Genomic DNA, 24182 nt, shown 5'->3' on the forward strand with positions numbered 1-24182 from the left:
GACCAGTTGTCAACTAAACTCTCCGCTACAATGGGTGCCCTTTATTCAAAGAGACATCCATTGTGGCGCTACTCATCATTACCACTATCCTGTGGGCCTTCTCCTTTAGCCTGTTCGGCGAGTATCTCGCGGGTCATGTTGATAGCTATTTTGCGGTGCTGGTGCGTGTTGGGCTGGCAGCGCTGGTGTTTCTCCCGTTTCTGCGTACCCGTGGGCATAGCGTAAAAACCATTGGCTTGTATATGCTGGTGGGGGCGATGCAGCTTGGCATTATGTATATGCTGAGTTTCCGCGCCTATCTCTATCTGACGGTCTCCGAACTGCTGCTGTTTACCGTCCTTACGCCGCTTTATATCACGCTGATTTATGATTTGATGAGCAAGCGTCGCCTGCGCTGGGGTTATGCCTTCAGCGCGTTGCTGGCGGTCATCGGCGCTGGGATTATTCGTTACGACCAGGTTACCGATCATTTCTGGACGGGGTTACTGCTGGTACAGCTTTCCAATATCAGTTTTGCCATCGGGATGGTGGGCTACAAGCGTCTGATGGAAACCCGGCCTATGCCGCAGCATAACGCGTTCGCCTGGTTTTACGTCGGGGCATTTCTGGTGGCCGTTGTCGCCTGGTCTATGCTGGGGAACGCGCAGAATATGCCGGAAACGACGCTACAGTGGAGCATTCTGATCTTCCTGGGCGTGGCGGCGTCGGGCATCGGCTACTTCATGTGGAACTATGGCGCGACCCAGGTGGATGCCGGTACGTTAGGCATCATGAACAATATGCATGTGCCTGCGGGACTGTTGGTTAATCTGGCGATCTGGCATCAACAGCCCCACTGGCCGAGTTTTATTACAGGCGCGCTTGTGATACTGGCTTCCCTGTGGGTACATCGGAAGTGGGTCGCTCCGCGCTCCGTACAAACGGCAGATGGTCGCATGCGTGGTTCCGCGCCGAGCGAATAAACGCTTCAGTCACCGCCTGACGCTGCTCGCCATCGCGCACTGCAGCGTAGAGGCGGCTCCATAAACCGTCGCCCAGGGTTTTGGTGACGACCAGCCCCTGGCGTTCGAAACTCTCCACTACCCAGTGCGGCAGGGCGGCAATGCCCATTCTGGCGGCGACCATCTGAATCAGCAGCAGGGTGTTATCCACGTTTTTCAGTGACGGGCTGATGCCGGCGGGTTGCAGGAAATGCCGCCAGACATCCAGTCGGCTGCGCTGTACCGGATAGATCAACAGCGTCTCGCTGGCTAAATCTTCCGGCGTAATCTGCGTCTTACTGGCCAGCGGATGATCGGGCGCCAGCACCAGTCGTACTTCAAAATCGAACATCGGCGAATAGTGCAGCCCGCTGCGCGGCAGGATGTCTGATGTCATCACCAGATCCAGCTCCCCCTGTTGCAATGCGGGCTGGGGATCAAACGTCACGCCGGATTTGAAATCCATCTCAACCTGCGGCCACCTGGCGTGGAAGTTTTCCAGCGCCGGGGTCAGCCACTGAATACAGCTATGACATTCAATCGCAATGCGTAATCGTGTCTGCTGTGGTTCGTTACAGGCCTGTAGGGCGCGGCTAATCTGCGGCAGTACCTGGTTTGCCAGTTGCAGGAGAATTTCCCCCTGTGGCGTAAAACGCAGCGGCTGACTCTTACGGACGAATAACCGGAAGCCAAGGCGCTGTTCCAGATCGCTGAACTGGTGAGACAAGGCGGATTGGGTCTGGTGCAGCGTAGCCGCCGCAGCCGCCAGCGAACCGCTATTCCGCAACGCCTGGAGCGTTTTCAGGTGTTTAATCTCGATCATGAAAGTCCTTCACTTCGGCATGAGTAAATTGCGCTTGAGGAATATACAGTACCTGCCAATTATAGATGTGTAAACATCTGGACGTCTAAAACTCGTCATGTTTCGACTTGCAGATGCGTTGGCTTCCTCGCTTACCCCAGTCACTTACTTCAGTAAGCTCCTGGGGATGCGCATCGTTGCCGCCTTCCTGCAAGCCGAACTATTTAGAGTTTTCTATTCAGATTCAATGAAATAAGAGAGGAATAAACATGACAATCCGCAATCACACCCTCGGTTTTCCTCGCGTTGGCCTGCGTCGTGAGTTAAAAAAAGCGCAAGAGAGCTACTGGGCGGGCAACGCCACACGTGAAGACCTGCTGGCAACCGGACGTGAACTGCGTGCGCGCCACTGGGATCAACAAAAGCAGGCGGGCATCGACCTGCTGCCGGTGGGCGATTTCGCCTGGTACGACCATGTTCTGACCACCAGCCTGTTGCTGGGCAATGTACCGGCTCGTCATCAGAACAGCGACGGCTCGGTGGATATCGACACTCTGTTCCGCATTGGCCGCGGTCGCGCGCCGACCGGTGAACCGGCTGCGGCGGCGGAAATGACCAAATGGTTTAACACCAACTATCACTATATGGTGCCGGAGTTTGTGAAGGGTCAGCAGTTTAAACTGACCTGGACTCAGCTTCTGGATGAAGTGGACGAAGCGCTGGCGCTGGGTCACAAGGTGAAACCGGTACTGCTGGGGCCGGTAACCTACCTGTGGCTGGGTAAAGTGAAAGGTGAGTCGTTCGACCGTCTGAGCCTGCTGAACGACATTCTGCCGGTCTACAAACAGGTACTGACCGAGCTGGCGAAACGCGGCGTTGAATGGGTACAGATTGATGAACCTGCGCTGGTGCTGGAACTGCCGCAGGAATGGCTGGATGCTTACAAGCCTGCGTATGATGCGCTGCAAGGCCAGGTGAAGCTGCTGCTGACGACCTATTTTGAAGGCGTCACGCCGAATCTGGATACCATCGCCGCGCTGCCGGTGCAGGGTCTGCACGTTGATCTGGTACACGGTAAAGATGACGTTGCCGAACTGCACAAGCGTTTGCCGTCTGACTGGCTGCTGTCTGCGGGGCTGGTTAACGGTCGCAACGTCTGGCGCGCCGATCTTACGGAAAAATATGCGCAAATTAAGGACATTGTCGGCAAACGCGACCTGTGGGTGGCCTCATCCTGCTCTCTGCTGCACAGCCCGATCGACCTGAGCGTCGAAACTCGTCTGGATGCGGAAGTGAAGAGCTGGTTTGCTTTCGCGCTGCAAAAATGCGGTGAACTGGCGCTGCTGTGCGATGCGCTGAACAGCGGCGACACGGCAAAACTTGAAGCGTGGAGCGCGCCGATTCAGGCTCGTCGCCACTCCACCCGCGTGCACAACGCGGCGGTGGAGAAACGTCTGGCGGCGATTACCGCCCAGGACAGCCAGCGTGCCAGCCCTTATGCCGAACGTGCCCAGGCGCAGCGTAACCGTTTTAACCTGCCGTCATGGCCGACCACCACGATCGGCTCATTCCCGCAGACGACGGAAATCCGCGGCCTGCGTCTGGACTTCAAAAAGGGCAACCTTGATGCAAATCACTACCGTACCGGCATCGCTGAACACATCAAACAGGCGATCGTTGAGCAGGAGCGTTTAGGTTTAGACGTACTGGTACACGGTGAAGCCGAGCGTAACGACATGGTGGAGTACTTCGGTGAGCATCTGGATGGTTTTGTTTTCACCCAGAATGGCTGGGTGCAGAGCTATGGCTCCCGCTGCGTGAAACCGCCGGTCGTCATTGGCGATGTCAGCCGCCCGGAACCGATCACCGTGGAGTGGGCGAAATACGCGCAGTCCCTGACTGATAAACCGGTGAAAGGGATGCTGACCGGCCCGGTGACGATCCTCTGCTGGTCATTCCCGCGTGAAGATGTGAGCCGTGAAACCATCGCTAAACAGATTGCGCTGGCGCTGCGTGATGAGGTTGCCGATCTGGAAGCGGCGGGAATCGGCATCATTCAGATTGATGAACCAGCACTGCGTGAAGGGTTGCCGCTGCGTCGCAGCGACTGGGATGCTTACCTGCAATGGGGTGTGGAAGCCTTCCGCATCAACGCTGCGGTGGCGAAGGATGATACCCAGATCCATACCCACATGTGTTACTGCGAGTTCAATGACATCATGGATTCTATCGCGGCGCTGGATGCGGACGTGATTACCATTGAAACGTCGCGTTCTGATATGGAGCTGCTGGAGTCGTTCGAAGAATTTGAATACCCGAACGAAATCGGGCCGGGTGTCTACGACATTCACTCGCCGAACGTACCGAGCGTCGAGTGGATTGAAGCCCTGCTGAATAAAGCCGCTCAGCGTATTCCGGCGGAACGTTTGTGGGTGAACCCGGACTGCGGCCTGAAAACCCGCGGCTGGCCGGAAACCCGCGCCGCGCTGGCGAACATGGTCAAAGCCGCGCAGAATCTGCGTCAGGCATAATTCGGTGCTCGGGAAGCGCTAGCGCTTACCCGGGTTACAGGAAATCGCAACTGTTGTAGGCCCGGTAAGGCATAGCCGCCACCGGGCAATTAACGTTTATTTCTTCCCGCCGTACTGCGCAAACCACTCCAGCATTCTTTGCCAGCCATCTTTCGCCGATTCTTCGTGATAGCTTGGACGATAATCCGCATTAAAAGCATGCCCTGCATCCGGGTAAACGACGATCTCCGCTTTGGCGTTTGCTGCGCGCAGCGCCTGCCGCATGGTTTCGACGGTATCCACGGGAATGCCAGTGTCCTGCCCGCCATACAGCCCCAGAACCGGCGCGTTCAGATCGGTCGCGATATCCACCGGGTGTCTGGGCGAGTTCAGGGTTTTGTCCCCGACCAGCTTTCCATACCATGCTACCGCGGCTTTTAACTGTGGATTGTGTGCTGCATACAGCCAGGTAATGCGCCCGCCCCAGCAAAAGCCGGTTATCATCAGACGATGCACATCGCCGCCGTTGCGGGAGGCCCAACTGGCGACGTGGTCCAGATCCGCCAGTACCTGAGAGTCCGGTACTTTGGCCACCAGACCGCTTAACAGCGTTGGGATATCGGCAAAATCGTTCGGATCGCCTTCGCGGAAATAGAGTTCTGGTGCGATAGCCAGATACCCTTCCAGCGCCAGGCGACGGCAAACGTCGCGAATATGTTCATGAACGCCAAAGATCTCCTGCACCACAATGACAACGGGTAACGCGCCATCGTTCACTTTTGGCCGCGCGTGCCAGGCGGGCATCTCATCACCCTGAGTAGGAATGGATGTTACGCCTGCGATAATGGCGTCATCCGGGGTGTGAACCGTTGTGGTAGCAAGGGGGGAAGCAGCAGGTGCAAAGCCAGATTGTTGTATCGTTGTCATGGTATTCTCCGTACCCTTAAGGAAATAGCGCAATGTTAAATATAGACAGCATGCAACAAATCACATTGCCTGAAACAGGCTATCTTTTGTGCAATGGTGCGCGGTATTGATATATTTATGTGATATAACTCACTATTTCATGGTAATTCAATGCAATTTATTTACTTCATGGTGATGAGCGTCACGAAACTATTTTTAGCTCTTCGGTAAAGTGTCTTTTTGCTTCTTCTGACAAACCCGATTCACAGAGGAGTTTTTATGTCCAAGTCTGATGTTTTTCATCTCGGCCTCACCAAAAATGATTTACAAGGGGCTACGCTGGCTATCGTCCCTGGCGACCCGGAGCGTGTGGAAAAGATCGCCGCGCTGATGGAAAAGCCGGTTAAGCTGGCATCTCATCGCGAATTCACCACCTGGCGTGCTGAGCTGGATGGTAAAGCTATCATCGTCTGCTCTACCGGTATTGGCGGCCCGTCCACCTCTATTGCGGTAGAGGAACTGGCGCAACTGGGTATTCGTACTTTCCTGCGTATCGGCACCACTGGCGCTATTCAGCCGCATATCAACGTGGGCGATGTGCTGGTCACAACCGCGTCTGTACGTCTGGACGGAGCGAGCCTGCACTTTGCGCCGATGGAGTTCCCGGCCGTCGCCGATTTTGAATGTACGACTGCGCTGGTTGAAGCGGCGAAATCCGTGGGCGCGACCACTCACGTTGGCGTTACTGCCTCTTCTGACACCTTCTATCCGGGTCAGGAACGTTACGACACCTTCTCTGGCCGCGTCGTTCGTCGTTTCAAAGGTTCTATGGAAGAGTGGCAATCGATGGGCGTCATGAACTACGAAATGGAATCCGCCACGCTGCTGACCATGTGCGCAAGCCAGGGTCTGCGTGCCGGTATGGTGGCGGGCGTTATCGTTAACCGCACTCAGCAAGAGATCCCGAATGCGGAAACGATGAAACAGACCGAAAGCCATGCGGTGAAAATTGTCGTGGAAGCAGCGCGTCGTCTGCTGTAATTCTTCCCTTCCCCACGAAAGGCCGACGCGTTCGGCCTTTTCTTTTTGCGTAGCGCCTCGCAGGAAAACCCTTTCAAACTGGACGTTTATACAGCACAATTCTATTTTGTGCGGGTAATTCCTTGATGCAGGGGGCGTGGTGGATATCACAATCATTTTGTATGCCGTGTTGGCGCTGGCAGGTGTGGGGGTAGGCTGGCTGATCGCCAGTTATCAACAGGCGCAGCATAAGGCCGAACAGCTGGCGGAACGTGAAGAGATTGTGGCGTCGCTCAGCGCTGCAAGACAGCAGGTTGCACTAAGCGAACACTGGCGCGAGGAGTGTGAACTGCTCAATAACGAACTGCGCAATCTGCGGGACATCAACACCTCGCTGGAAGCGGACCTGCGTGAAGTCACCACGCGGCTGGAGGCCACTCAGCTGCATGCGGAAGATAAAATCCGCCAGATGATCAACAGCGAACAGCGCTTAAGCGAACAGTTTGAGAACCTTGCCAACCGCATCTTCGAGCAGAGCAACCGCCGGGTTGATGAGCAAAACCGCCAGAGTCTGAATAGCCTGTTAACGCCGCTGCGCGAACAGCTGGATGGCTTCCGTCGCCAGGTGCAGGACAGCTTTGGTCAGGAGGCGCGTGAACGCCACACCCTGGCGCATGAGATCCGCAATCTACAACAGCTGAATGCGCAAATGACGCAGGAAGCGGTGAACCTGACGCGCGCGTTGAAAGGCGATAATAAAACCCAGGGTAACTGGGGAGAAGTGGTGCTGACGCGCGTACTTGAAGCCTCGGGTCTGCGTGAAGGTTATGAGTATGAAACCCAGGTGAGTATTGAAAATGACGCCCGCTCGCGTATGCAGCCGGATGTTATTGTGCGTCTGCCGCAAGGGAAGGATGTCGTCATCGACGCCAAAATGACGCTGGTTGCCTATGAGCGCTATTTTAACGCTGAAGATGAGTACACGCGCGAAAGCGCGTTGCAGGAGCACATCGCGTCAGTACGTAACCATATTCGCTTGCTGGGGCGCAAGGATTACCAGCAGTTGCCGGGGTTACGCACGCTCGACTATGTGCTGATGTTCATTCCTGTCGAGCCTGCGTTTTTACTGGCGCTGGACAGACAGCCCGAACTGATTACCGAAGCGCTTAAAAATAATATTATGCTGGTCAGCCCGACGACGTTGCTGGTGGCGTTGCGTACGATTGCCAACTTATGGCGCTATGAGCATCAAAGCCGTAACGCGCAGCGCATCGCAGACAGGGCCAGCAAACTCTACGACAAGATGCGCTTATTTATCGATGACATGTCATCCATCGGCCAGAGTCTGGACAAAGCGCAGGACAACTACCGGCAAGCCATGAAAAAACTCTCCTCAGGGCGTGGAAATGTGCTGGCGCAGGCGGAGGCTTTTCGTGAGCTGGGGGTGGAAATCAAACGCGAGATAAATCCGGATCTGGTTGAACGTGCGACCTCGCAGGATGAAGAGTATCGTTTACGCGCGGTTCCTGAAGATCAACAGGATACGCCTTGTGCTGATGATGAGCGGGTAAATCAGCAATCGCACTAGTTCCTTCGGGGTAGCGGAGCCCGGTTGAAGGGTAGGGCAAATTGGCCCAATCTGTTACACTTCTCGAACATTTTATTGATGAGCAGGCACTGAGATGGTGGAAGATTCACAAGAAACGACGCACTTTGGCTTTCAGACCGTCGCTAAAGAGCAGAAAGCTGACATGGTGGCCCACGTTTTTCATTCTGTGGCGTCAAAGTACGATGTCATGAATGACTTGATGTCATTTGGCATTCACCGCTTGTGGAAGCGCTTCACCATCGACTGTAGCGGCGTACGTCGTGGTCAGACCGTTCTTGACCTGGCGGGCGGTACAGGCGACCTGACAGCCAAATTCTCGCGTCTGGTTGGCGAAACCGGCAACGTTATCCTGGCGGATATCAATGACTCGATGCTCAAAATGGGCCGCGAGAAGCTGCGTAACATTGGCGTGATTGGCAATGTTAAGTACGTGCAGGCCAACGCCGAAGCGCTACCTTTCCCGGATAACACATTCGATTGCATCACCATTTCGTTTGGTCTGCGTAATGTGACGGAAAAAGAGAAAGCGCTGCGTTCCATGTACCGTGTACTGAAACCGGGCGGGCGTTTGCTGGTACTTGAGTTTTCTAAACCAATTATCGAGCCGCTGAGCAAAGCGTATGACGCATATTCATTCCACATTTTGCCGCGTATTGGCTCAGTCGTGGCGAATGATGCGGACAGTTACCGCTATCTGGCGGAATCTATCCGTATGCATCCGGATCAGGACACCTTAAAAGCGATGATGCAGGACGCCGGGTTTGAAAGCGTCGATTACTACAACCTGACGGCGGGCGTTGTTGCGCTGCATCGTGGCTATAAGTTCTGACAGGAGACCGGGGATGCCTTTTACACCCTTCGTGACCGCAGGAATCGAAAATCTGCTCAATACCTTTCTGTACCGTTCACCGGCGCTGAAATCCGCCAGAGCGCGTTTGCAGGACAAGGTGCTGCGTGTGGAGCTCAAAGGATTTTCGACGCCGCTCGTATTGGTGTTCAGTGAACGCCAGGTCGATGTGCTGGGGGCATGGGAAGGCGAGGCTGATTGCACGGTCATCACGCATGCCAGCGTGTTGCCTGAATTGCGCGATCGCCAGCGGCTTACCGCGCTTATTCGCAGCGGCGAGCTGGAGGTTCAGGGCGATATTCAGGTGGTACAGAATTTTGTGGCGCTGGCCGATCTGGCGGAATTCGATCCCGCAGAGCTTTTGGCGCCTTATACCGGCGATATCGCGGCGGAAGGGATCAGCAAAGTCCTGCGTGGCGGCGCTAAGTTTTTACGTCATAACATTCAGCGTCAGCAGCGTTATATCGCTGAGGCGATAACTGAAGAGTGGCGTATGGCGCCTGGGCCGCTGGAAGTGGCATGGTTTGCAGAAGAAACGGCAGCCGTTGAGCGTGCAGTAGACGCGCTGACTAAACGGCTGGAAAAACTGGAGGCCAAATGACGCCAGGTGAAGTACGGCGCCTTTATTTCATCATTCGCACCTTTTTAAGTTACGGCCTTGATGAGCTGATCCCCAAAATGCGTATCACGCTGCCGCTTCGGTTATGGCGTTACTCATTATTCTGGATGCCGAACCGGCATAAAGACAAACCGCTGGGTGAACGATTAAGGCTGGCTTTGCAGGAGCTGGGGCCGGTGTGGATCAAATTTGGTCAAATGCTTTCCACCCGTCGTGACCTTTTTCCGCCTCAGATTGCCGATCAGCTTGCGCTATTGCAGGATAAAGTCGCCCCTTTTGATGGCGCGCTGGCGAAAGCACAAATTGAAGAAGCAATGGGCGGCCTGCCTGTTGAAGAGTGGTTTGATGACTTTGACATCCAGCCATTAGCCTCTGCGTCGATTGCCCAGGTACATACCGCGCGGCTGAAGTCGAACGGTAAAGAGGTGGTGATTAAGGTTATCCGCCCGGATATTCTGCCGGTTATTAAAGCCGATTTAAAACTGATCTACCGTCTTGCCCGTTGGGTGCCGCGCCTGCTGCCGGATGGACGACGCCTTCGCCCGACCGAAGTCGTTCGCGAGTATGAAAAAACGCTGATCGATGAGCTGAATTTGCTGCGTGAATCGGCAAACGCCATCCAGCTACGGCGTAATTTCGAAAACAGCCCCATGCTGTATGTTCCCGAAGTCTATTCCGACTACTGTAGTCAGGACATGATGGTCATGGAGCGGATTTACGGCATTCCCGTTTCGGATGTGGCGACGCTGGAAAAGAACGGCACCAACATGAAGCTGCTGGCTGAGCGTGGCGTACAGGTCTTCTTTACCCAGGTGTTCCGCGACAGTTTTTTCCATGCGGATATGCACCCTGGCAATATCTTCGTCAGCTATGAGCATCCTGAAAATCCGAAATACATTGGGATTGATTGCGGCATTGTGGGGTCGCTGAACAAAGAGGATAAACGCTATCTGGCGGAGAATTTCATCGCGTTCTTTAACCGTGACTACCGCAAAGTAGCGGAACTGCATGTGGATTCAGGGTGGGTGCCACCGGATACCAATGTTGAAGAGTTTGAGTTCGCTATCCGCACCGTGTGCGAGCCTATTTTCGAAAAACCGCTGGCGGAAATCTCGTTTGGTCACGTTTTATTAAACCTTTTCAATACGGCGCGTCGATTTAACATGGAAGTCCAGCCACAGCTGGTATTGTTACAAAAGACATTGCTGTATGTTGAAGGGGTTGGACGCCAGCTCTATCCACAGTTGGATCTGTGGAAAACGGCGAAGCCGTTTCTTGAATCCTGGATTAAAGATCAGGTTGGCATTCCTGCGCTCACCAGAGCACTTAAGGAAAAAGCGCCGTTCTGGGTCGAAAAAATGCCAGAAATACCTGAACTGGTGTATGACAGTTTGCGCCAGGGCAAATATTTACAGCACAGTGTTGATAAGATTGCGCGCGAGCTTCAGGAGAATCATGTGCGTCAGGGACAATCCCGCTATTTACTGGGCATTGGCGCGACGTTGTTGTTAAGTGGGACATTCCTGCTTGTCAGCCGCCCGGAATGGGGGCTGATGCCTTGCTGGTTAATGGCTGGAGGCCTAGTCGCCTGGCTGATTGGCTGGCGTAAAACTCGCTGATTTTTTCATCGCTCAAGGCAAGTCGTGTATAATGCGACCTTAATAATTCATCATCTATCACAGAGGAACTCGTATGGGTGGTATCAGTATTTGGCAGTTGTTGATCATTGCCGTCATCGTTGTACTGCTATTTGGCACCAAAAAGCTCGGCTCCATCGGTTCCGATCTTGGCGCGTCCATTAAAGGCTTCAAAAAAGCGATGAGCGATGATGATGCGAAGCAGGATAAAACCAGTCAGGACGCTGATTTTACCGCTAAATCTATCGCTGATAAGCAAGGTGAAGCGCAAGGCGAAGCGAAGAAAGAAGACGCCAAAAGTCACGATAAAGAGCAGGTATAATTCGTGTTTGACATCGGTTTTAGCGAACTGCTGTTGGTATTCGTGATCGGCCTCATCGTTCTGGGGCCTCAACGATTGCCGGTAGCGGTAAAAACGGTAGCGGGCTGGGTACGCGCGTTGCGATCCCTTGCGACCACGGTTCAGAATGAACTGACCCAGGAGCTGAAGCTCCAGGAGTTTCAGGACAGTCTGAAGAAGGTCGAAAAAGCAAGCCTCCAGAACCTGACTCCAGAACTGAAAGCCTCGATGGATGAACTTCGTCAGGCCGCGGAGTCGATGAAGCGTTCCTACAGCGCCAACGATCCTGAAAAAGCGAGCGATGAAGCGCATACCATCCATAATCCGGTGGTGAAGGATAACGAAGCGCAGCATGAAGGGGTTACACCTGCCGCCGCTGAAACCCAGGCCAATTCTCCTGAGCAAACACCGGAAACGGCTGATGCCGGGCAGCCTGAACAGACGGAAGCCGCTTCCGTAAACGAGATGGACGCAGAAAAGAAATCCGCCGCGACTGTTGTCGAATCCTCCCCCTCGTCGAGTGATAAATCGTAAACATGGCTGTAGATGATACCCAACCTCTTATTACGCATCTGATTGAACTGCGTAAGCGTCTGTTGAACTGCATTATTGCGGTTATTGTGATTTTTCTGGCGTTGGTCTATTTCGCCAATGACATTTATCACATGGTTGCCGCGCCGCTGATCGAACAGATGCCGCAGGGTGCGACGATGATCGCCACCGACGTGGCCTCGCCGTTTTTCACCCCTATCAAACTGACTTTCATGGTGTCGCTGATCCTGTCTGCGCCCGTGATTTTGTACCAGGTGTGGGCGTTTATTGCCCCTGCGCTGTATAAGCATGAACGTCGTCTTGTCGTGCCGCTGCTGGTGTCCAGCTCGCTGCTGTTCTATATCGGCATGGCGTTCGCCTACTTTGTGGTCTTCCCGCTCGCGTTTGGTTTCCTTGCCAATACCGCGCCGCAGGGCGTACAGGTTTCTACCGATATCGCCAGTTACCTCAGCTTTGTGATGGCGTTATTTATGGCATTCGGCGTCTCTTTCGAGGTGCCCGTCGCGATTGTCCTGCTCTGCTGGATGGGGGTAACTACCCCTGAGGACTTGCGTAAGAAGCGCCCTTACGTCGTGGTTGGCGCGTTTGTCGTGGGGATGTTGCTGACGCCGCCAGATGTCTTCTCACAAACATTGCTGGCGATACCGATGTACTGCCTGTTTGAGGTTGGCGTGTTCTTCTCTCGCTTCTATGTCGGTAAACGACGTCCACGAGAAGAAGATGACGAGGCCGAGACTGAGCAGGCCGGGAAAACTGAAGAATAAACGCAACCGCCCGTCAGGGCGGTTGTTATATGGGAGGAAGCATGTTTGATATCGGCGTTAATTTAACCAGTTCGCAATTTGCGAAAGATCGCGATGACGTGGTGACGCGCGCGCTGGCGGCCGGGGTGTCAGGTATGCTTCTGACCGGAACCAATCTGCACGAAAGCCAGCAGGCGCAAAAACTGGCGCAGCGTTATGCCTGCTGCTGGTCGACGGCTGGCGTACATCCGCATGACAGCAGTCAGTGGCAATCAGAAACTGAAGACGCGATCGTCGCTCTGGCAAGACAGCCGGACGTGGTGGCGATTGGCGAATGTGGTCTGGACTTCAATCGTAATTTTTCCACGCCGCAAGAACAGGAACGCGCCTTCCAGGCGCAGTTGCGCATTGCCGCTGAGTTGCAGATGCCCGTTTTTATGCACTGTCGGGATGCGCATGCGCGTTTTCTGGCGCTGCTTGAGCCGTGGCTGGATAAACTCCCGGGCGCGGTGTTGCATTGCTTTACCGGTACACGTAAGGAGATGCAGGAGTGCATAGACAGAGGGCTTTATATTGGTATCACGGGTTGGGTCTGCGATGAACGTCGCGGTCTTGAATTGCGTGAGTTGCTGCCCTTCATCCCTGCGGAAAAACTGTTGATTGAGACCGACGCCCCCTACCTGTTGCCGCGCGATCTCACGCCTAAACCGGCTTCGCGGCGTAACGAACCGGCGCATCTGGCGCACATTCTTGCGCGCGTTGCCCACTGGCGTGGGGAAGACCCGCAATGGCTGGCGGCCACAACGGATGCCAATGTCAAAACGCTGTTTGGGATTGCCTTCTAAAGCGCGCTTAAACTTTACGAAACGCGGTGTTTTTCACGCTCTGCTTCACCTCTTTATTCAGCAGGTTAAGCAGCAGCATGGAGCGCGCTTCGCCATCCGGTTCGGTAAAAATCGCCTTCAGACCTTCAAATGCGCCTTCAGTGATAATCACGCTGTCCCCCGGGTAGGGCGTTTCGGGATCAACAACGCCTTCCGGTTTGTAGACAGAAAGTTGATGAATCACGTTGGACGGAACGGTGGCAGGGTGCGCGCCAAACCGCACGAAGTGGCTGACGCCGCGCGTGGCGTTGATCGTGGTGGTATGAATCACTTCCGGGTCGAATTCAACAAACAGATAGTTAGGAAAGAGCGGTTCGCTAACGGCGGTACGTTTGCCGCGCACCATTTTTTCCAGCGTGATCATCGGCGTCAGGCAATTTACCGCCTGTCTTTCGAGGTGTTCCTGGGCACGCTGAAGTTGCCCGCGCTTGCAGTACAGTAAATACCAGGATTGCATAATAACTCTTATCCGCTTGTCCGGGGCGCAAGCATAACAAAAGCCATGCGCTAAGTTAATTATACCCGTTGTATTTCAGGCTGCTTCTTTGTTGACTACCTCGCCGCAACCTGAAATTCATTGGGTAGATAACCCCTGGGTTCCCCTGTACCGTCAGAGTTCACGCTAATTTAACAAAAATACAGCATCACGATGATGAACGCCGTATAATGAGGCGCTTACAAAGAGGCCACAACTGACGCCATGAAATATCACGACTTACGCGACTTCCTGACGCTGCTGGAACAGCAGGGTGAACTCAAACGCATTACGCTTGCGGTAGATCCTCATCTGGAAATGACTGAAATTGCTGACCGTACGCTGCGTGCGGGCGGGCCTGCTCTGTTGTTTGAAAATCCCAAAGGCTATGCGATGCCGGTGCTGTGTAACCTGTTTGGCACGCCCAGACGCGTCGCAATGGGCATGGGCCAGGAAGATGTCACCGCGTTGCGCGAAGTCGGCAAGCTGCTGGCGTTTCTGAAAGAGCCGGAGCCGCCGAAAGGGTTCCGCGACCTGTTTGATAAGCTGCCGCAGTTTAAGCAAGTGCTGAACATGCCGACCAAACGGCTACGCGGCGCGCCGTGCCAGCAGAAAGTGTTCTCTGGCGACGACGTTGATTTACAGCGTATTCCCATCATGACCTGCTGGCCGGAAGATGCAGCTCCGCTTATTACCTGGGGGCTGACCGTGACGCGCGGTCCTCACAAAGAGCGGCAAAATCTGGGGATCTACCGTCAGCAACTGATCGGCAAAAACAAGTTGATCATGCGTTGGTTGTCGCATCGTGGCGGCGCGCTGGATTTCCAGGAGTGGTGCGCGGCGCATCCTGGCGAGCGTTTCCCGATTGCGGTGGCGCTGGGCGCCGATCCGGCCACCATTCTCGGCGCAGTGACCCCCGTACCGGATACGCTGTCGGAATACGCGTTTGCAGGGCTGCTGCGTGGCACAAAGACGGAAGTGGTTAAATGTCTCTCCAGCGATCTTGAAGTACCTGCAAGTGCGGAAATCGTCCTGGAAGGTTATATTGAACCGGGCGAAATGGCGGCGGAAGGGCCGTATGGCGACCACACCGGTTATTACAATGAAGTGGATAACTTCCCGGTTTTCACCGTTACGCACATTACGCAGCGTGAAGACGCCATTTATCACTCGACTTATACCGGCCGACCGCCTGATGAGCCTGCTGTGCTCGGCGTGGCGTTGAATGAAGTCTTCGTCCCGATTTTGCAAAAGCAGTTCCCGGAAATTGTTGATTTCTATCTTCCGCCGGAAGGGTGTTCTTATCGACTGGCCGTTGTAACGATGAAAAAGCAGTACGCGGGTCATGCGAAACGCGTCATGATGGGCGTTTGGTCATTTTTACGCCAGTTTATGTATACCAAATTTGTTATCGTCTGCGATGACGACGTCAACGCACGCGACTGGAATGATGTGATTTGGGCGATCACCACCCGTATGGACCCGGCGCGGGATACGGTGCTGGTAGAAAACACCCCCATTGATTATCTGGATTTTGCCTCGCCGATCTCCGGGCTAGGTTCAAAAATGGGACTGGATGCCACAAACAAATGGCCGGGCGAAACCCAACGTGAGTGGGGGCGCCCTATCAAGAAAGATCCTGAAGTGACTGCGCGTATTGACGCGATTTGGGATGAGCTGGCCATCTTTAACGACGGTAAAGGCGCCTGAGGCGCGATCGTTTTGCCCTATAGACCCGACAGAGGGAGCGCATGACAACCTTAAGCTGTAAAGTGACCTCGGTAGAAGCTATCACCGATACCGTATATCGCGTTCGTTTAGTGCCAGACGCGGCGTTTTCCTTTCGCGCTGGTCAGTATCTGATGGTCGTAATGGATGAGCGGGATAAGCGTCCGTTCTCTATGGCCTCCACGCCGGATGAGCACGGATTCATTGAGCTGCACATTGGCGCTTCGGAGCTTAATCTGTATGCGATGGCGGTGATGGATCGCATTCTGAAAGACAGAGAAATTGTCGTCGATATTCCGCATGGCGAAGCCTGGCTGCGTGATGATGAAGAGCGTCCGCTGATTCTGATTGCGGGGGGAACGGGTTTCTCCTATGTCCGTTCAATTTTGCTGACGGCGCTTGCGCGTAATCCGAATCGCGACGTGACGATCTACTGGGGCGGACGTGAAGAGAAACATCTCTACGATCTCGCTGAGCTGGAGGCGCTTTCGGTTCAGCACCCGAATCTGCGCGTTGAGCCGGTGGTAGAGCAACCGGAAGAAGGCTGGCGTGGCCGCACGGGCACGGTATTAACTGCGGTATTGCAGGATCACGGTACGCTGGCGGGGCATGATATCTACATTGCCGGTCGTTTTGAGATGGCGAAAATCGCTCGTGACCTGTTCTGCAATGAGCGTAACGCGCGGGAAGATCGCCTGTTTGGCGATGCGTTTGCCTTTATCTAAGCAATAAAAAAACCCGCCCCTGACAGGCGGGAAGAACGGCAACTAAATTGTTATAGAGTGGCATTTGCGTTGTAGGCCGGATAAGACGCCTGAGCGTCGTCATCCGGCATGGTCGCCGGGGGCGCTTCGCTTGCCCGGCCTGCAATAAATAACGCTCTATGATTGAACTCGCTCAAATACTGTCGCGATACCCTGACCTAATCCGATACACATCGTCGCCAGGCCAAACTGGGCGTCTTTGCGCTCCATCAGATTCAACAGCGTGGTGCTGATGCGCGCCCCGGAACAACCCAGCGGGTGGCCCAGTGCGATCGCGCCGCCGTTGAGGTTGATCTTCTCGTCAATCTGCTCCATCAGTCCCAGATCTTTTATACACGGCAGGATCTGCGCGGCAAACGCTTCGTTCATTTCAAACAAATCGATATCGCTGGCGGCAAGCCCTGCTTTTTTCAGCGCCAGTTTTGACGCCGGAACCGGGCCGTAACCCATAATTGAGGGATCGCAACCGACAACCGCCATTGAACGAATGCGGGCGCGTGGTTGCAGACCCAGTTCACGCGCACGGCTTTCGCTCATTACCAGCATGGCGGCTGCGCCATCGGAGAGGGCGGAAGAGGTGCCTGCGGTCACGGTGCCGCTGACCGGATCAAACGCGGGGCGCAGAGTCGACAGCGCTTCGACGGTGGTCTCCGGGCGGATGACTTCGTCGTAGTTAAACTGCTTCAGCACGCCGTCGGCGTCATGACCACCGGTCGGGATGATCTCGTTTTTAAACGCGCCGGACTGCGTGGCTGCCCAGGCGCGGGCGTGTGAGCGTGCGGCAAACGCATCCTGCATTTCACGGCTGATGCCGTGCATACGGGAAAGCATTTCTGCCGTCAGCCCCATCATCCCGGCGGCTTTGGCTACGTTGCGGCTCAGGCCGGGATGGAAATCGACGCCATGACTCATTGGCACATGGCCCATATGCTCCACGCCGCCAATCAGGCACGCCTGTGCGTCACCGGTCATGATCATCCGTGCGGCATCGTGCAGCGCCTGCATGGAGGAACCACACAGACGGTTAACGGTGACCGCCGGAACGGAGTGGGGGATTTCAGCCAGTAGCGCGGCGTTGCGGGCGATGTTAAAACCCTGCTCCAGCGTTTGTTGCACGCAGCCCCAGTAAATGTCGCCGATAGCGGCTGCTTCCAGCGCGGGATTACGCGCCAGCAGACTGCGCATTAAGTGTGCGGAGAGATCTTCTGCCCGCACGTTACGAAATGCGCCGCCCTTTGAACGGCCCATCGGGGTGCGAATTGCATCGACAATGACAACCTGTTCCATTGTGACTCCTTAAGCCGTTTTCAGGTCGCCAACCGGGCGGGCTGGCTCAACCGGGGGATAGTACGGTTCGTTATGGCGCGCTTTGTTACGCAGACCTTCCGGCACTTCATAGAGTGGGCCGAGGTGCTGATACTGCTGCGCCATATCGAGATATTTTGCGCTGCCGAGCGTATCCAGCCAGCGGAACGCGCCGCCGTGGAACGGAGGGAAGCCCAGACCGTAAACCAGCGCCATATCCGCTTCTGCCGGACTGGCGATGATGCCTTCTTCCAGACAGCGCACCACTTCGTTAACCATCGGAATCATCATGCGGGCGATAATCTCTTCATTGCTGAAGTCGCGCTTCGGCTGGCTGACCTCTGCCAGCAGGCTGTCCACGGCCGCATCTTCTTCTTTCTTCGGCTTGCCTTTGCTGTCTTCTTTATAGCGCCAGAAGCCGAGACCGTTTTTCTGACCATAGCGGCTGGCGTCAAACAGCGCGTCGATGGCATCACGATAATCTTTCTGCATACGCTGTGGGAAACCGGCCGCCATGACTGCCTGCGCATGATGCGCGGTATCAATCCCGACCACATCCAGCAGATAAGCCGGGCCCATCGGCCAGCCAAACTGTTTCTCCATCACTTTGTCGACTTTGCGGAAATCGGCGCCGTCGCGCAGTAGCTGGCTGAAACCGGCAAAATACGGGAACAGTACGCGGTTAACAAAGAAGCCGGGGCAGTCGTTGACCACAATCGGCGTTTTGCCCATTTTGCTGGCCCAGGCGACGACTTTAGCGATGGTTTCATCCGAGCTTTTCTCGCCGCGAATGATTTCAACCAGCGGCATCCGGTGTACCGGGTTAAAGAAGTGCATGCCGCAGAAGTTTTCCGGGCGCTTCAGCGCGCTTGCCAGTTCGCTAATTGGAATGGTGGACGTATTTGACGCCAGCACGGTATCCGGGCGGACGTTGTCTTCGGTCTCCGCCAGTACCGCTTTCTTCACTTTCGGGTTTTCCACTACCGCTTCGACCACCACATCAACGCGATCAAAACCGGCGTAGTTCAGCGTTGGGTGAATCGTTGAAATCACGCCCGCCAGTTTCAGGCCGTCGATCCTGCCGCGTTCCAGCTGCTTATTCAGCAGTTTCGCCGCTTCGGTCATGCCCAGCGTCAGGGATTTGTCGTTGATATCTTTCATGATCACCGGCACGCCTTTCCAGGCTGACTGGTAAGCGATGCCGCCGCCCATAATACCTGCGCCCAGTACGGCTGCCTGCTTCGGTGTTTCAACGTCTTTGGTCAGCTTCTTCGCTTTACCTTTCACGAACTGATCGTTGAGGAAGATACCGACCAGCGCGCGGGCTTCATTGGTATGCGCCAGCGGGACAAAGCTTTTATTTTCCAGATTCAGGGCTTCTTCACGGCCAAAGCGTGCGGCGGCTTCGATCGTTTTCACGGCGGTCATCGGGGCGGGGTAATGCTTCCCGGCCGTCTGCGCCACCATGCCTTTGGCGATGGTAAAGCTCATCGCCGCTTCAATTTTACTGAGCTTCAACGGTTCCAGCTTCGGCTGGCGTTTAGCTTTCCAGTCCAGTGAGCCGTCAATCGCCTGACGTAATACCGCTATTGCGCCATCAAGCAGTTTTTCCTGTTTCACGATACCGTCGACCAGGCCGATTTTCAGCGCCTGCTCAGCGCCGATGTCTTTCCCGGCAGCAATAATTTCCAGCGCGCTGTCAGCGCCCAGCATACGCGGCATACGGACAGAACCGCCAAAGCCCGGCATGATGCCCAGCTTCGTTTCTGGCAGGCCAATGCGCAGATCCGGCGTCACCAGACGATAATCGGTTGCCAGTACGCACTCGCAGCCGCCGCCCAGCGCATAGCCGTTGATGGCGGAAAGCGTTGGCACCGGTAAATCTTCGAGGCGATTAAAGACGCTATTGGCAAAGTGCAGCCACTGGCTTAACTGTTCTTCAGGAACAAGGAACAGCGAAAGGAATTCGGTGATATCAGCACCGACAATAAAGGCTGCTTTGTTAGAGCGCAGCAGCAGCCCTTTTAAATCTGTTTGCTTTTCCAGCACGTCCAGCGCCTGGCCGAGGCTGGCGACGGTCGCAGTGTCGAGTTTATTGACCGATCCTGGGGCATCGAACACCAGTTCGGCGATGCCATCTTCCAGCCAGTCGAGGTACAGGGTGTCGCCTTTGTAAAGCATGTCAGTCTCCTGAATCCGCAAGGTGATCTGGTCATACCAGATGAAGCGAGTGTGTATTTTGTGTTAAAAAAATGCAAATGAGAGATTAAAAAAATGCCGATGCGATCACGCTCGGCAGAAATCACGCTCTCCCGGAGCGATGTGCTAAGATGCGGAGACTCGAGGTCAAAAAAACAGAAGGGTAGAAAATGGAATCACTGGCCGCACTCTATAAAAATCATATCGTTACCTTACAAGAACGGACGCGTGACGCACTGGCGCGTTTTAAGCTGGATGCGCTACTTATTCACTCCGGCGAGCTTATCAACGTCTTCCTCGACGACCATCCCTATCCGTTTAAAGTTAACCCGCAGTTTAAAGCCTGGGTACCGGTCACACAGGTTCCAAATTGCTGGTTGCTGGTCGATGGCGTGAATAAACCCAAACTGTGGTTCTACCTGCCGGTGGATTACTGGCACAACGTTGAGCCGCTGCCCACGTCGTTCTGGACCGAAGAGGTAGAGGTGATTGCCCTGCCGAAAGCCGACGGTATTGGCAGCCAGCTCCCTGCCGCGCGCGGTAATATCGGTTACATCGGTCCGGTGCCGGAGCGTGCGCTGCAACTGGATATCGCCGCCAGCAACATCAACCCGAAAGGGGTGATCGATTACCTGCATTACTACCGTGCGTACAAAACGGATTACGAACTGGCCTGTATGCGTGAAGCGCAGAAAACGGCGGTGAACGGCCATCGCGCGGCAGAAGAAGCGTTCCGTTCCGGTATGAGCGAGTTCGACATTAACCTGGCTTACCTGACCGCGACCGGCCACCGTGACACCGATGTGCCTTATAGCAATATCGTGGCGCTCAACGAGCACGCTTCGGTTCTTCATTACACCAAACTGGATCATCGCGCGCCGTCTGAAATGCGCAGCTTCCTGCTGGATGCCGGGGCGGAATATAACGGTTACGCCGCAGACCTGACGCGTACCTGGGCGGCAAACAATGACACCGATTACGCTCAGTTAATCAAAGATGTGAATGACGAACAGCTGGCGCTGATTGCGACCATGAAAGCGGGCGTCAGCTACGTGGATTATCACATTCAGTTCCATCAACGCATCGCGAAATTGCTGCGTAAGCATCAGATTGTCACCGATATCAGCGAAGAAGCGATGGTCGAGAACAATCTCACCGGGCCGTTTATGCCGCACGGTATTGGTCATCAACTGGGTCTTCAGGTTCATGATGTTGCAGGCTTTATGCAGGACGATACCGGGACGCATCTGGCCGCGCCGTCGAAATACCCTTATCTGCGCTGCACCCGCGTGCTGCAACCGTGCATGGTGTTGACCATTGAGCCGGGGATCTACTTTATCGAATCGCTGTTGGCGCCGTGGCGCGAGGGGCAATTCAGCAAGCACTTCAACTGGCAGAAAATTGAAGCGCTGAAACCGTTCGGCGGCATTCGTATTGAAGACAACGTGGTGATTCACGAAAACGGTGTTGAAAATATGACGCGGGATTTGAAACTGGCGTGATGGACAGCTGGTTAATCCCTGCGGCGCCGGTCACTGTCGAGGAAGAGATCAAAAAAAGCCGCTTCATTACGCTGCTCGCCCACACGGACGGCGTTGAAGCGGCGAAAGCCTTTGTTGATGCTGTCAGAGCGGCGCATCCAGATGCGCGTCATCATTGCGTGGCATGGGTGGCGGGCGCGCCGGATGATTCACAACAGCTGGGATTTTCTGATGATGGCGAACCGGCGGGAACGGCGGGCAAACCGATGCTTGCCCAGCTAATGGGCAGAGGCGTTGGCGAGATCACCGCTGTCGTGGTGCGTTACTATGGCGGTATTCTGCTCGGCACCGGTGGGCTGGTAAAAGCCTACGGCGGCGGCGTGAATCAGGCGTTGCGTCAGTTAACGACGCAGCGCAAGACGCCGTTAACCGAATATACTTTGCAGTGTGAGTACGGCCAACTGGCCGGAATAGAAGCATTATTAGGGCAGTTTGCCGGTCAAATCGTTACCAGCGATTATCAGGCATTCGTTCGGCTCAGGGTGGCGCTTCCTTATGCGAATGTGGATGAATTTTCAGCAAGGCTGGCGGATTTTAGCCGTGGTTCATTGCAATTGTTAGCGATTGAAGAATAATCCCACCTCATTTTGAAGAACAAAGGAAGCGGCAGAGATGCATTTTCGCGCCATTACCCGAATCGTTGGACTGTTGGTCATTTTATTTTCGGGAACAATGATCCTCCCTGGACTGGTTGCGTTGATCTACCGTGATGGGGCGGGGCGGGCATTCACGCAGACATTCTTTGTCGCACTGGTGATCGGCTCTCTGCTGTGGTGGCCCAACCGCCGGGAGAAAGGCGAGCTTAAATCCCGCGAAGGGTTTCTCATTGTGGTGCTGTTCTGGACCGTACTGGGAAGCGTGGGGGCGTTGCCGTTTATCTTCTCTGAAAGCCCGAACCTCACTATTACCGATGCTTTTTTTGAATCATTCTCCGGCTTAACGACAACGGGCGCGACGACGCTGGTGGGGCTGGACTCTTTACCGCACGCGATTCTCTTTTACCGCCAGATGCTGCAATGGTTTGGCGGGATGGGGATCATTGTGCTGGCGGTGGCGATTCTCCCTATCCTCGGCGTCGGGGGGATGCAGCTCTACCGCGCAGAAATGCCGGGGCCGCTGAAAGACAATAAAATGCGCCCGCGTATTGCGGAAACGGCAAAGACGCTATGGCTGATTTATGTGTTACTGACGGTGGCCTGCGCGCTGGCGCTATGGTTCGCCGGAATGCCCGCGTTTGACGCCATTGGGCACAGTTTTTCTACTATCGCCATTGGCGGTTTCTCTACGCACGATGCCAGCGTCGGTTATTTCGATAGCCCGACCATTAACAGCATCATGGCTATCTTCTTGCTGATCTCTGGCTGTAACTACGGTCTGCACTTCTCTTTATTAAGCGGGCGCAGCCTGAAAGTTTACTGGCGTGACCCTGAATTTCGCATGTTCATTGGCGTTCAGTTGACGCTGGTGGTGATCTGTACGCTGGTGCTGTGGTTCCACGATATCTATAACTCGGCGCTGACCACGCTCAACCAGGCGTTCTTTCAGGTCGTATCAATGGCGACAACCGCCGGGTTTACCACCGACAGCATCGCCCGCTGGCCGCTCTTTCTGCCGGTGCTGCTGTTATGCTCTGCGTTTATCGGCGGTTGTGCGGGGTCAACGGGCGGCGGGCTGAAGGTGATCCGCATTCTGCTGCTGTTCAAACAGGGGAACCGTGAACTGAAGCGTCTGGTCCATCCGAATGCGGTTTACAGTATAAAACTGGGGCACCGTGCGCTACCGGAACGTATCCTCGAAGCGGTATGGGGATTCTTTTCTGCTTATGCCTTAGTCTTTATTGTCAGTATGCTGGCCATTATCGCGACTGGCGTGGATGACTTTTCCGCGTTTGCCTCCGTTGTGGCGACCCTTAACAACCTGGGGCCAGGGTTAGGTGTGGTTGCGGACAACTTTGCCAGCATGAACCCTGTTGCGAAATGGATTCTGATCGCCAATATGTTATTTGGTCGTCTTGAAGTCTTTACTTTGCTGGTACTTTTTACCCCTACCTTCTGGCGTGAATAATGGAGTAACACGTGAAAACATTGATTCTTTTTTCTACCCGGGACGGACAAACGCGCGAGATAGCTTCTTATCTGGCCTCGGAATTAAAGGAGCTGGGGATCTGGGCGGATGTGATTAATCTCCATCGTACTGAAGAGCTGGACTGGCAAAGTTACGATCGCGTGGTGATTGGCGCCTCTATTCGTTATGGGCATTACCATGCCGCTTTCCAGGAGTTTGTGAAGAAGCATGCTACGCGCCTGAACGCGATGCCGAGTGCGTTTTATTCCGTTAACCTGGTCGCGCGTAAACCTGAAAAGCGCACACCGCAGACCAACAGCTACGCGCGCAAGTTTCTGATGAGTTCGCAGTGGCGACCCGATCTTTGCGCCGTTATTGCAGGCGCGCTTCGTTACCCTCGTTACCGCTGGTATGACCGTCTGATGATTAAACTCATTATGAAGATGTCTGGCGGTGAAACGGATACGAGTAAAGAAGTGGTCTATACCGACTGGGAACAAGTGGCGAATTTTGCCCGCGACATCGCCCAATTAACCAACAAATCGTTGGCAAAATAAACGTAAAGAATAAAAAACACGCAGTCGGAAAATAATTTTAAATTTCCCCTTGTCAGGCCGGAATAACTCCCTATAATGCGCCTCCACTGACACGGAACAA

22 protein-coding genes are annotated in these 24182 nt (G+C 54.6%); 17 read left to right on the forward strand and 5 right to left on the reverse strand.

What is annotated here, in order from left to right; translation table 11 throughout:
- Positions 1–62 precede the first annotated feature (62 nt).
- Positions 63–962 carry a carboxylate/amino acid/amine transporter gene (locus OGV82_RS06725; protein WP_012131171.1) on the forward strand — a complete coding sequence of 300 codons (900 nt, stop codon included), beginning with the start codon at positions 63–65 and terminating at the stop codon, positions 960–962.
- On the opposite strand, the gene metR is transcribed toward OGV82_RS06725, so the two are convergent.
- The gene (gene metR, locus OGV82_RS06730; RefSeq protein ID WP_012131173.1) at positions 850–1803 is read right to left on the reverse strand and encodes an HTH-type transcriptional regulator MetR; all 954 of its coding nucleotides are present in this window, start codon (positions 1801–1803) and stop codon (positions 850–852) included. The genes OGV82_RS06725 and metR overlap by 113 nt on opposite strands.
- A 248-nt stretch (positions 1804–2051) precedes the next feature.
- Between metR and metE the strand changes: the two genes are divergently transcribed.
- Positions 2052–4313 (forward strand): 5-methyltetrahydropteroyltriglutamate--homocysteine S-methyltransferase, encoded by a 2262-nt coding sequence (metE, locus tag OGV82_RS06735; protein ID WP_047459971.1) that lies wholly within the window; start codon positions 2052–2054, stop codon positions 4311–4313.
- Between the two features lie 96 nt (positions 4314–4409).
- Here metE and OGV82_RS06740 read toward each other — a convergent pair whose 3' ends face one another.
- The gene (locus tag OGV82_RS06740) at positions 4410–5219 is read right to left on the reverse strand and encodes a dienelactone hydrolase family protein (protein ID WP_012131175.1); all 810 of its coding nucleotides are present in this window, start codon (positions 5217–5219) and stop codon (positions 4410–4412) included.
- A gap of 258 nt (positions 5220–5477) precedes the next feature.
- On the opposite strand from OGV82_RS06740, the gene udp reads away from it, so the two are divergent.
- The 9 genes from udp to tatD all read left to right on the forward strand — a co-directional run bounded on the left by udp (position 5478) and on the right by tatD (position 13410).
- Positions 5478–6239: a uridine phosphorylase gene (udp, locus tag OGV82_RS06745; protein WP_012131176.1), complete on the forward strand. Its 762-nt coding sequence runs from the start codon at positions 5478–5480 to the stop codon at positions 6237–6239.
- Positions 6240–6378: 139 nt separating this feature from the next.
- Entirely contained in the window at positions 6379–7806 is a 1428-nt protein-coding gene (gene rmuC, locus OGV82_RS06750; protein ID WP_047459964.1) for a DNA recombination protein RmuC, read from the forward strand.
- A 94-nt stretch (positions 7807–7900) separates the two neighbouring features.
- Positions 7901–8656, forward strand: coding sequence for a bifunctional demethylmenaquinone methyltransferase/2-methoxy-6-polyprenyl-1,4-benzoquinol methylase UbiE (gene ubiE, locus OGV82_RS06755; RefSeq protein WP_012131179.1), 756 nt, complete (start codon positions 7901–7903; stop codon positions 8654–8656).
- A 13-nt stretch (positions 8657–8669) separates the two neighbouring features.
- Positions 8670–9275 carry a ubiquinone biosynthesis protein UbiJ gene (gene ubiJ, locus OGV82_RS06760; RefSeq protein WP_047459960.1) on the forward strand — a complete coding sequence of 202 codons (606 nt, stop codon included), beginning with the start codon at positions 8670–8672 and terminating at the stop codon, positions 9273–9275.
- The gene (gene ubiB / locus OGV82_RS06765; protein WP_012131181.1) at positions 9272–10912 is read left to right on the forward strand and encodes a ubiquinone biosynthesis regulatory protein kinase UbiB; all 1641 of its coding nucleotides are present in this window, start codon (positions 9272–9274) and stop codon (positions 10910–10912) included. The genes ubiJ and ubiB overlap by 4 nt, the downstream gene beginning before the upstream one ends.
- A gap of 73 nt (positions 10913–10985) precedes the next feature.
- Positions 10986–11252, forward strand: a complete 267-nt coding sequence (tatA, locus tag OGV82_RS06770) for a Sec-independent protein translocase subunit TatA (RefSeq protein WP_012131182.1) — start codon at positions 10986–10988, stop codon at positions 11250–11252.
- A gap of 3 nt (positions 11253–11255) precedes the next feature.
- Complete coding sequence (gene tatB, locus OGV82_RS06775) at positions 11256–11804, forward strand: Sec-independent protein translocase protein TatB (RefSeq protein ID WP_012131183.1); 549 nt, start codon at positions 11256–11258, stop codon at positions 11802–11804.
- A 2-nt stretch (positions 11805–11806) separates the two neighbouring features.
- Positions 11807–12586, forward strand: coding sequence for a Sec-independent protein translocase subunit TatC (tatC, locus tag OGV82_RS06780; RefSeq protein WP_012131184.1), 780 nt, complete (start codon positions 11807–11809; stop codon positions 12584–12586).
- Between the two features lie 41 nt (positions 12587–12627).
- Complete coding sequence (tatD, locus tag OGV82_RS06785; protein ID WP_047459956.1) at positions 12628–13410, forward strand: 3'-5' ssDNA/RNA exonuclease TatD; 783 nt, start codon at positions 12628–12630, stop codon at positions 13408–13410.
- A gap of 7 nt (positions 13411–13417) precedes the next feature.
- On the opposite strand, the gene rfaH is transcribed toward tatD, so the two are convergent.
- Positions 13418–13906: a transcription/translation regulatory transformer protein RfaH gene (rfaH, locus tag OGV82_RS06790; protein WP_012131186.1), complete on the reverse strand. Its 489-nt coding sequence runs from the start codon at positions 13904–13906 to the stop codon at positions 13418–13420.
- A 243-nt stretch (positions 13907–14149) separates the two neighbouring features.
- Here rfaH and ubiD point away from each other — a divergent pair, with 243 nt between their 5' ends.
- Positions 14150–15634 carry a 4-hydroxy-3-polyprenylbenzoate decarboxylase gene (gene ubiD, locus OGV82_RS06795; protein WP_012131187.1) on the forward strand — a complete coding sequence of 495 codons (1485 nt, stop codon included), beginning with the start codon at positions 14150–14152 and terminating at the stop codon, positions 15632–15634.
- Positions 15635–15675: 41 nt separating this feature from the next.
- Positions 15676–16377: an NAD(P)H-flavin reductase gene (gene fre, locus OGV82_RS06800; RefSeq protein WP_012131188.1), complete on the forward strand. Its 702-nt coding sequence runs from the start codon at positions 15676–15678 to the stop codon at positions 16375–16377.
- 156 nt (positions 16378–16533) lie between these two features.
- Here the strand turns inward: fre and fadA are convergent, their stop codons facing one another.
- Positions 16534–17703 (reverse strand): acetyl-CoA C-acyltransferase FadA, encoded by a 1170-nt coding sequence (gene fadA / locus OGV82_RS06805; RefSeq protein ID WP_047459952.1) that lies wholly within the window; start codon positions 17701–17703, stop codon positions 16534–16536.
- A gap of 9 nt (positions 17704–17712) precedes the next feature.
- Positions 17713–19902: a fatty acid oxidation complex subunit alpha FadB gene (gene fadB / locus OGV82_RS06810; protein WP_047459949.1), complete on the reverse strand. Its 2190-nt coding sequence runs from the start codon at positions 19900–19902 to the stop codon at positions 17713–17715.
- Positions 19903–20090: 188 nt separating this feature from the next.
- Here fadB and pepQ point away from each other — a divergent pair, with 188 nt between their 5' ends.
- Genes pepQ through hemG form a run of 4 tightly spaced genes read left to right on the forward strand, consistent with a single transcriptional unit; the run spans position 20091 to position 24082 of the window.
- Positions 20091–21422: a Xaa-Pro dipeptidase gene (gene pepQ, locus OGV82_RS06815; RefSeq protein ID WP_047459946.1), complete on the forward strand. Its 1332-nt coding sequence runs from the start codon at positions 20091–20093 to the stop codon at positions 21420–21422.
- Positions 21422–22036: an IMPACT family protein gene (locus OGV82_RS06820; protein ID WP_101744385.1), complete on the forward strand. Its 615-nt coding sequence runs from the start codon at positions 21422–21424 to the stop codon at positions 22034–22036. The genes pepQ and OGV82_RS06820 overlap by 1 nt, the downstream gene beginning before the upstream one ends.
- 37 nt (positions 22037–22073) lie before the next feature.
- Positions 22074–23525, forward strand: coding sequence for a Trk system potassium transporter TrkH (gene trkH, locus OGV82_RS06825; RefSeq protein WP_012131195.1), 1452 nt, complete (start codon positions 22074–22076; stop codon positions 23523–23525).
- A gap of 11 nt (positions 23526–23536) precedes the next feature.
- Positions 23537–24082, forward strand: a complete 546-nt coding sequence (hemG, locus tag OGV82_RS06830) for a menaquinone-dependent protoporphyrinogen IX dehydrogenase (protein WP_047459942.1) — start codon at positions 23537–23539, stop codon at positions 24080–24082.
- The last annotated feature ends 100 nt before the right edge of the window (positions 24083–24182 follow it).

It is taken from the genome of Citrobacter sp. CK191 (assembly GCF_030333435.1).
Lineage (GTDB): Bacteria > Pseudomonadota > Gammaproteobacteria > Enterobacterales > Enterobacteriaceae > Citrobacter_B > Citrobacter_B koseri.

What these genes read in the sequence shown, in the direction of transcription:
- metR (WP_012131173.1), bottom strand. Translation starts at nt 1,803, where the DNA reads ATGATCGAGATTAAACACCTGAAAACGCTCCAGGCGTTGCGGAATAGC.
- metE (WP_047459971.1), top strand. Translation starts at nt 2,052, where the DNA reads ATGACAATCCGCAATCACACCCTCGGTTTTCCTCGCGTTGGCCTGCGT.
- OGV82_RS06740 (WP_012131175.1), bottom strand. Translation starts at nt 5,219, where the DNA reads ATGACAACGATACAACAATCTGGCTTTGCACCTGCTGCTTCCCCCCTT.
- udp (WP_012131176.1), top strand. Translation starts at nt 5,478, where the DNA reads ATGTCCAAGTCTGATGTTTTTCATCTCGGCCTCACCAAAAATGATTTA.
- ubiE (WP_012131179.1), top strand. Translation starts at nt 7,901, where the DNA reads ATGGTGGAAGATTCACAAGAAACGACGCACTTTGGCTTTCAGACCGTC.
- ubiJ (WP_047459960.1), top strand. Translation starts at nt 8,670, where the DNA reads ATGCCTTTTACACCCTTCGTGACCGCAGGAATCGAAAATCTGCTCAAT.
- ubiB (WP_012131181.1), top strand. Translation starts at nt 9,272, where the DNA reads ATGACGCCAGGTGAAGTACGGCGCCTTTATTTCATCATTCGCACCTTT.
- tatA (WP_012131182.1), top strand. Translation starts at nt 10,986, where the DNA reads ATGGGTGGTATCAGTATTTGGCAGTTGTTGATCATTGCCGTCATCGTT.
- tatC (WP_012131184.1), top strand. Translation starts at nt 11,807, where the DNA reads ATGGCTGTAGATGATACCCAACCTCTTATTACGCATCTGATTGAACTG.
- tatD (WP_047459956.1), top strand. Translation starts at nt 12,628, where the DNA reads ATGTTTGATATCGGCGTTAATTTAACCAGTTCGCAATTTGCGAAAGAT.
- rfaH (WP_012131186.1), bottom strand. Translation starts at nt 13,906, where the DNA reads ATGCAATCCTGGTATTTACTGTACTGCAAGCGCGGGCAACTTCAGCGT.
- ubiD (WP_012131187.1), top strand. Translation starts at nt 14,150, where the DNA reads ATGAAATATCACGACTTACGCGACTTCCTGACGCTGCTGGAACAGCAG.
- fre (WP_012131188.1), top strand. Translation starts at nt 15,676, where the DNA reads ATGACAACCTTAAGCTGTAAAGTGACCTCGGTAGAAGCTATCACCGAT.
- fadA (WP_047459952.1), bottom strand. Translation starts at nt 17,703, where the DNA reads ATGGAACAGGTTGTCATTGTCGATGCAATTCGCACCCCGATGGGCCGT.
- fadB (WP_047459949.1), bottom strand. Translation starts at nt 19,902, where the DNA reads ATGCTTTACAAAGGCGACACCCTGTACCTCGACTGGCTGGAAGATGGC.
- pepQ (WP_047459946.1), top strand. Translation starts at nt 20,091, where the DNA reads ATGGAATCACTGGCCGCACTCTATAAAAATCATATCGTTACCTTACAA.
- OGV82_RS06820 (WP_101744385.1), top strand. Translation starts at nt 21,422, where the DNA reads ATGGACAGCTGGTTAATCCCTGCGGCGCCGGTCACTGTCGAGGAAGAG.
- trkH (WP_012131195.1), top strand. Translation starts at nt 22,074, where the DNA reads ATGCATTTTCGCGCCATTACCCGAATCGTTGGACTGTTGGTCATTTTA.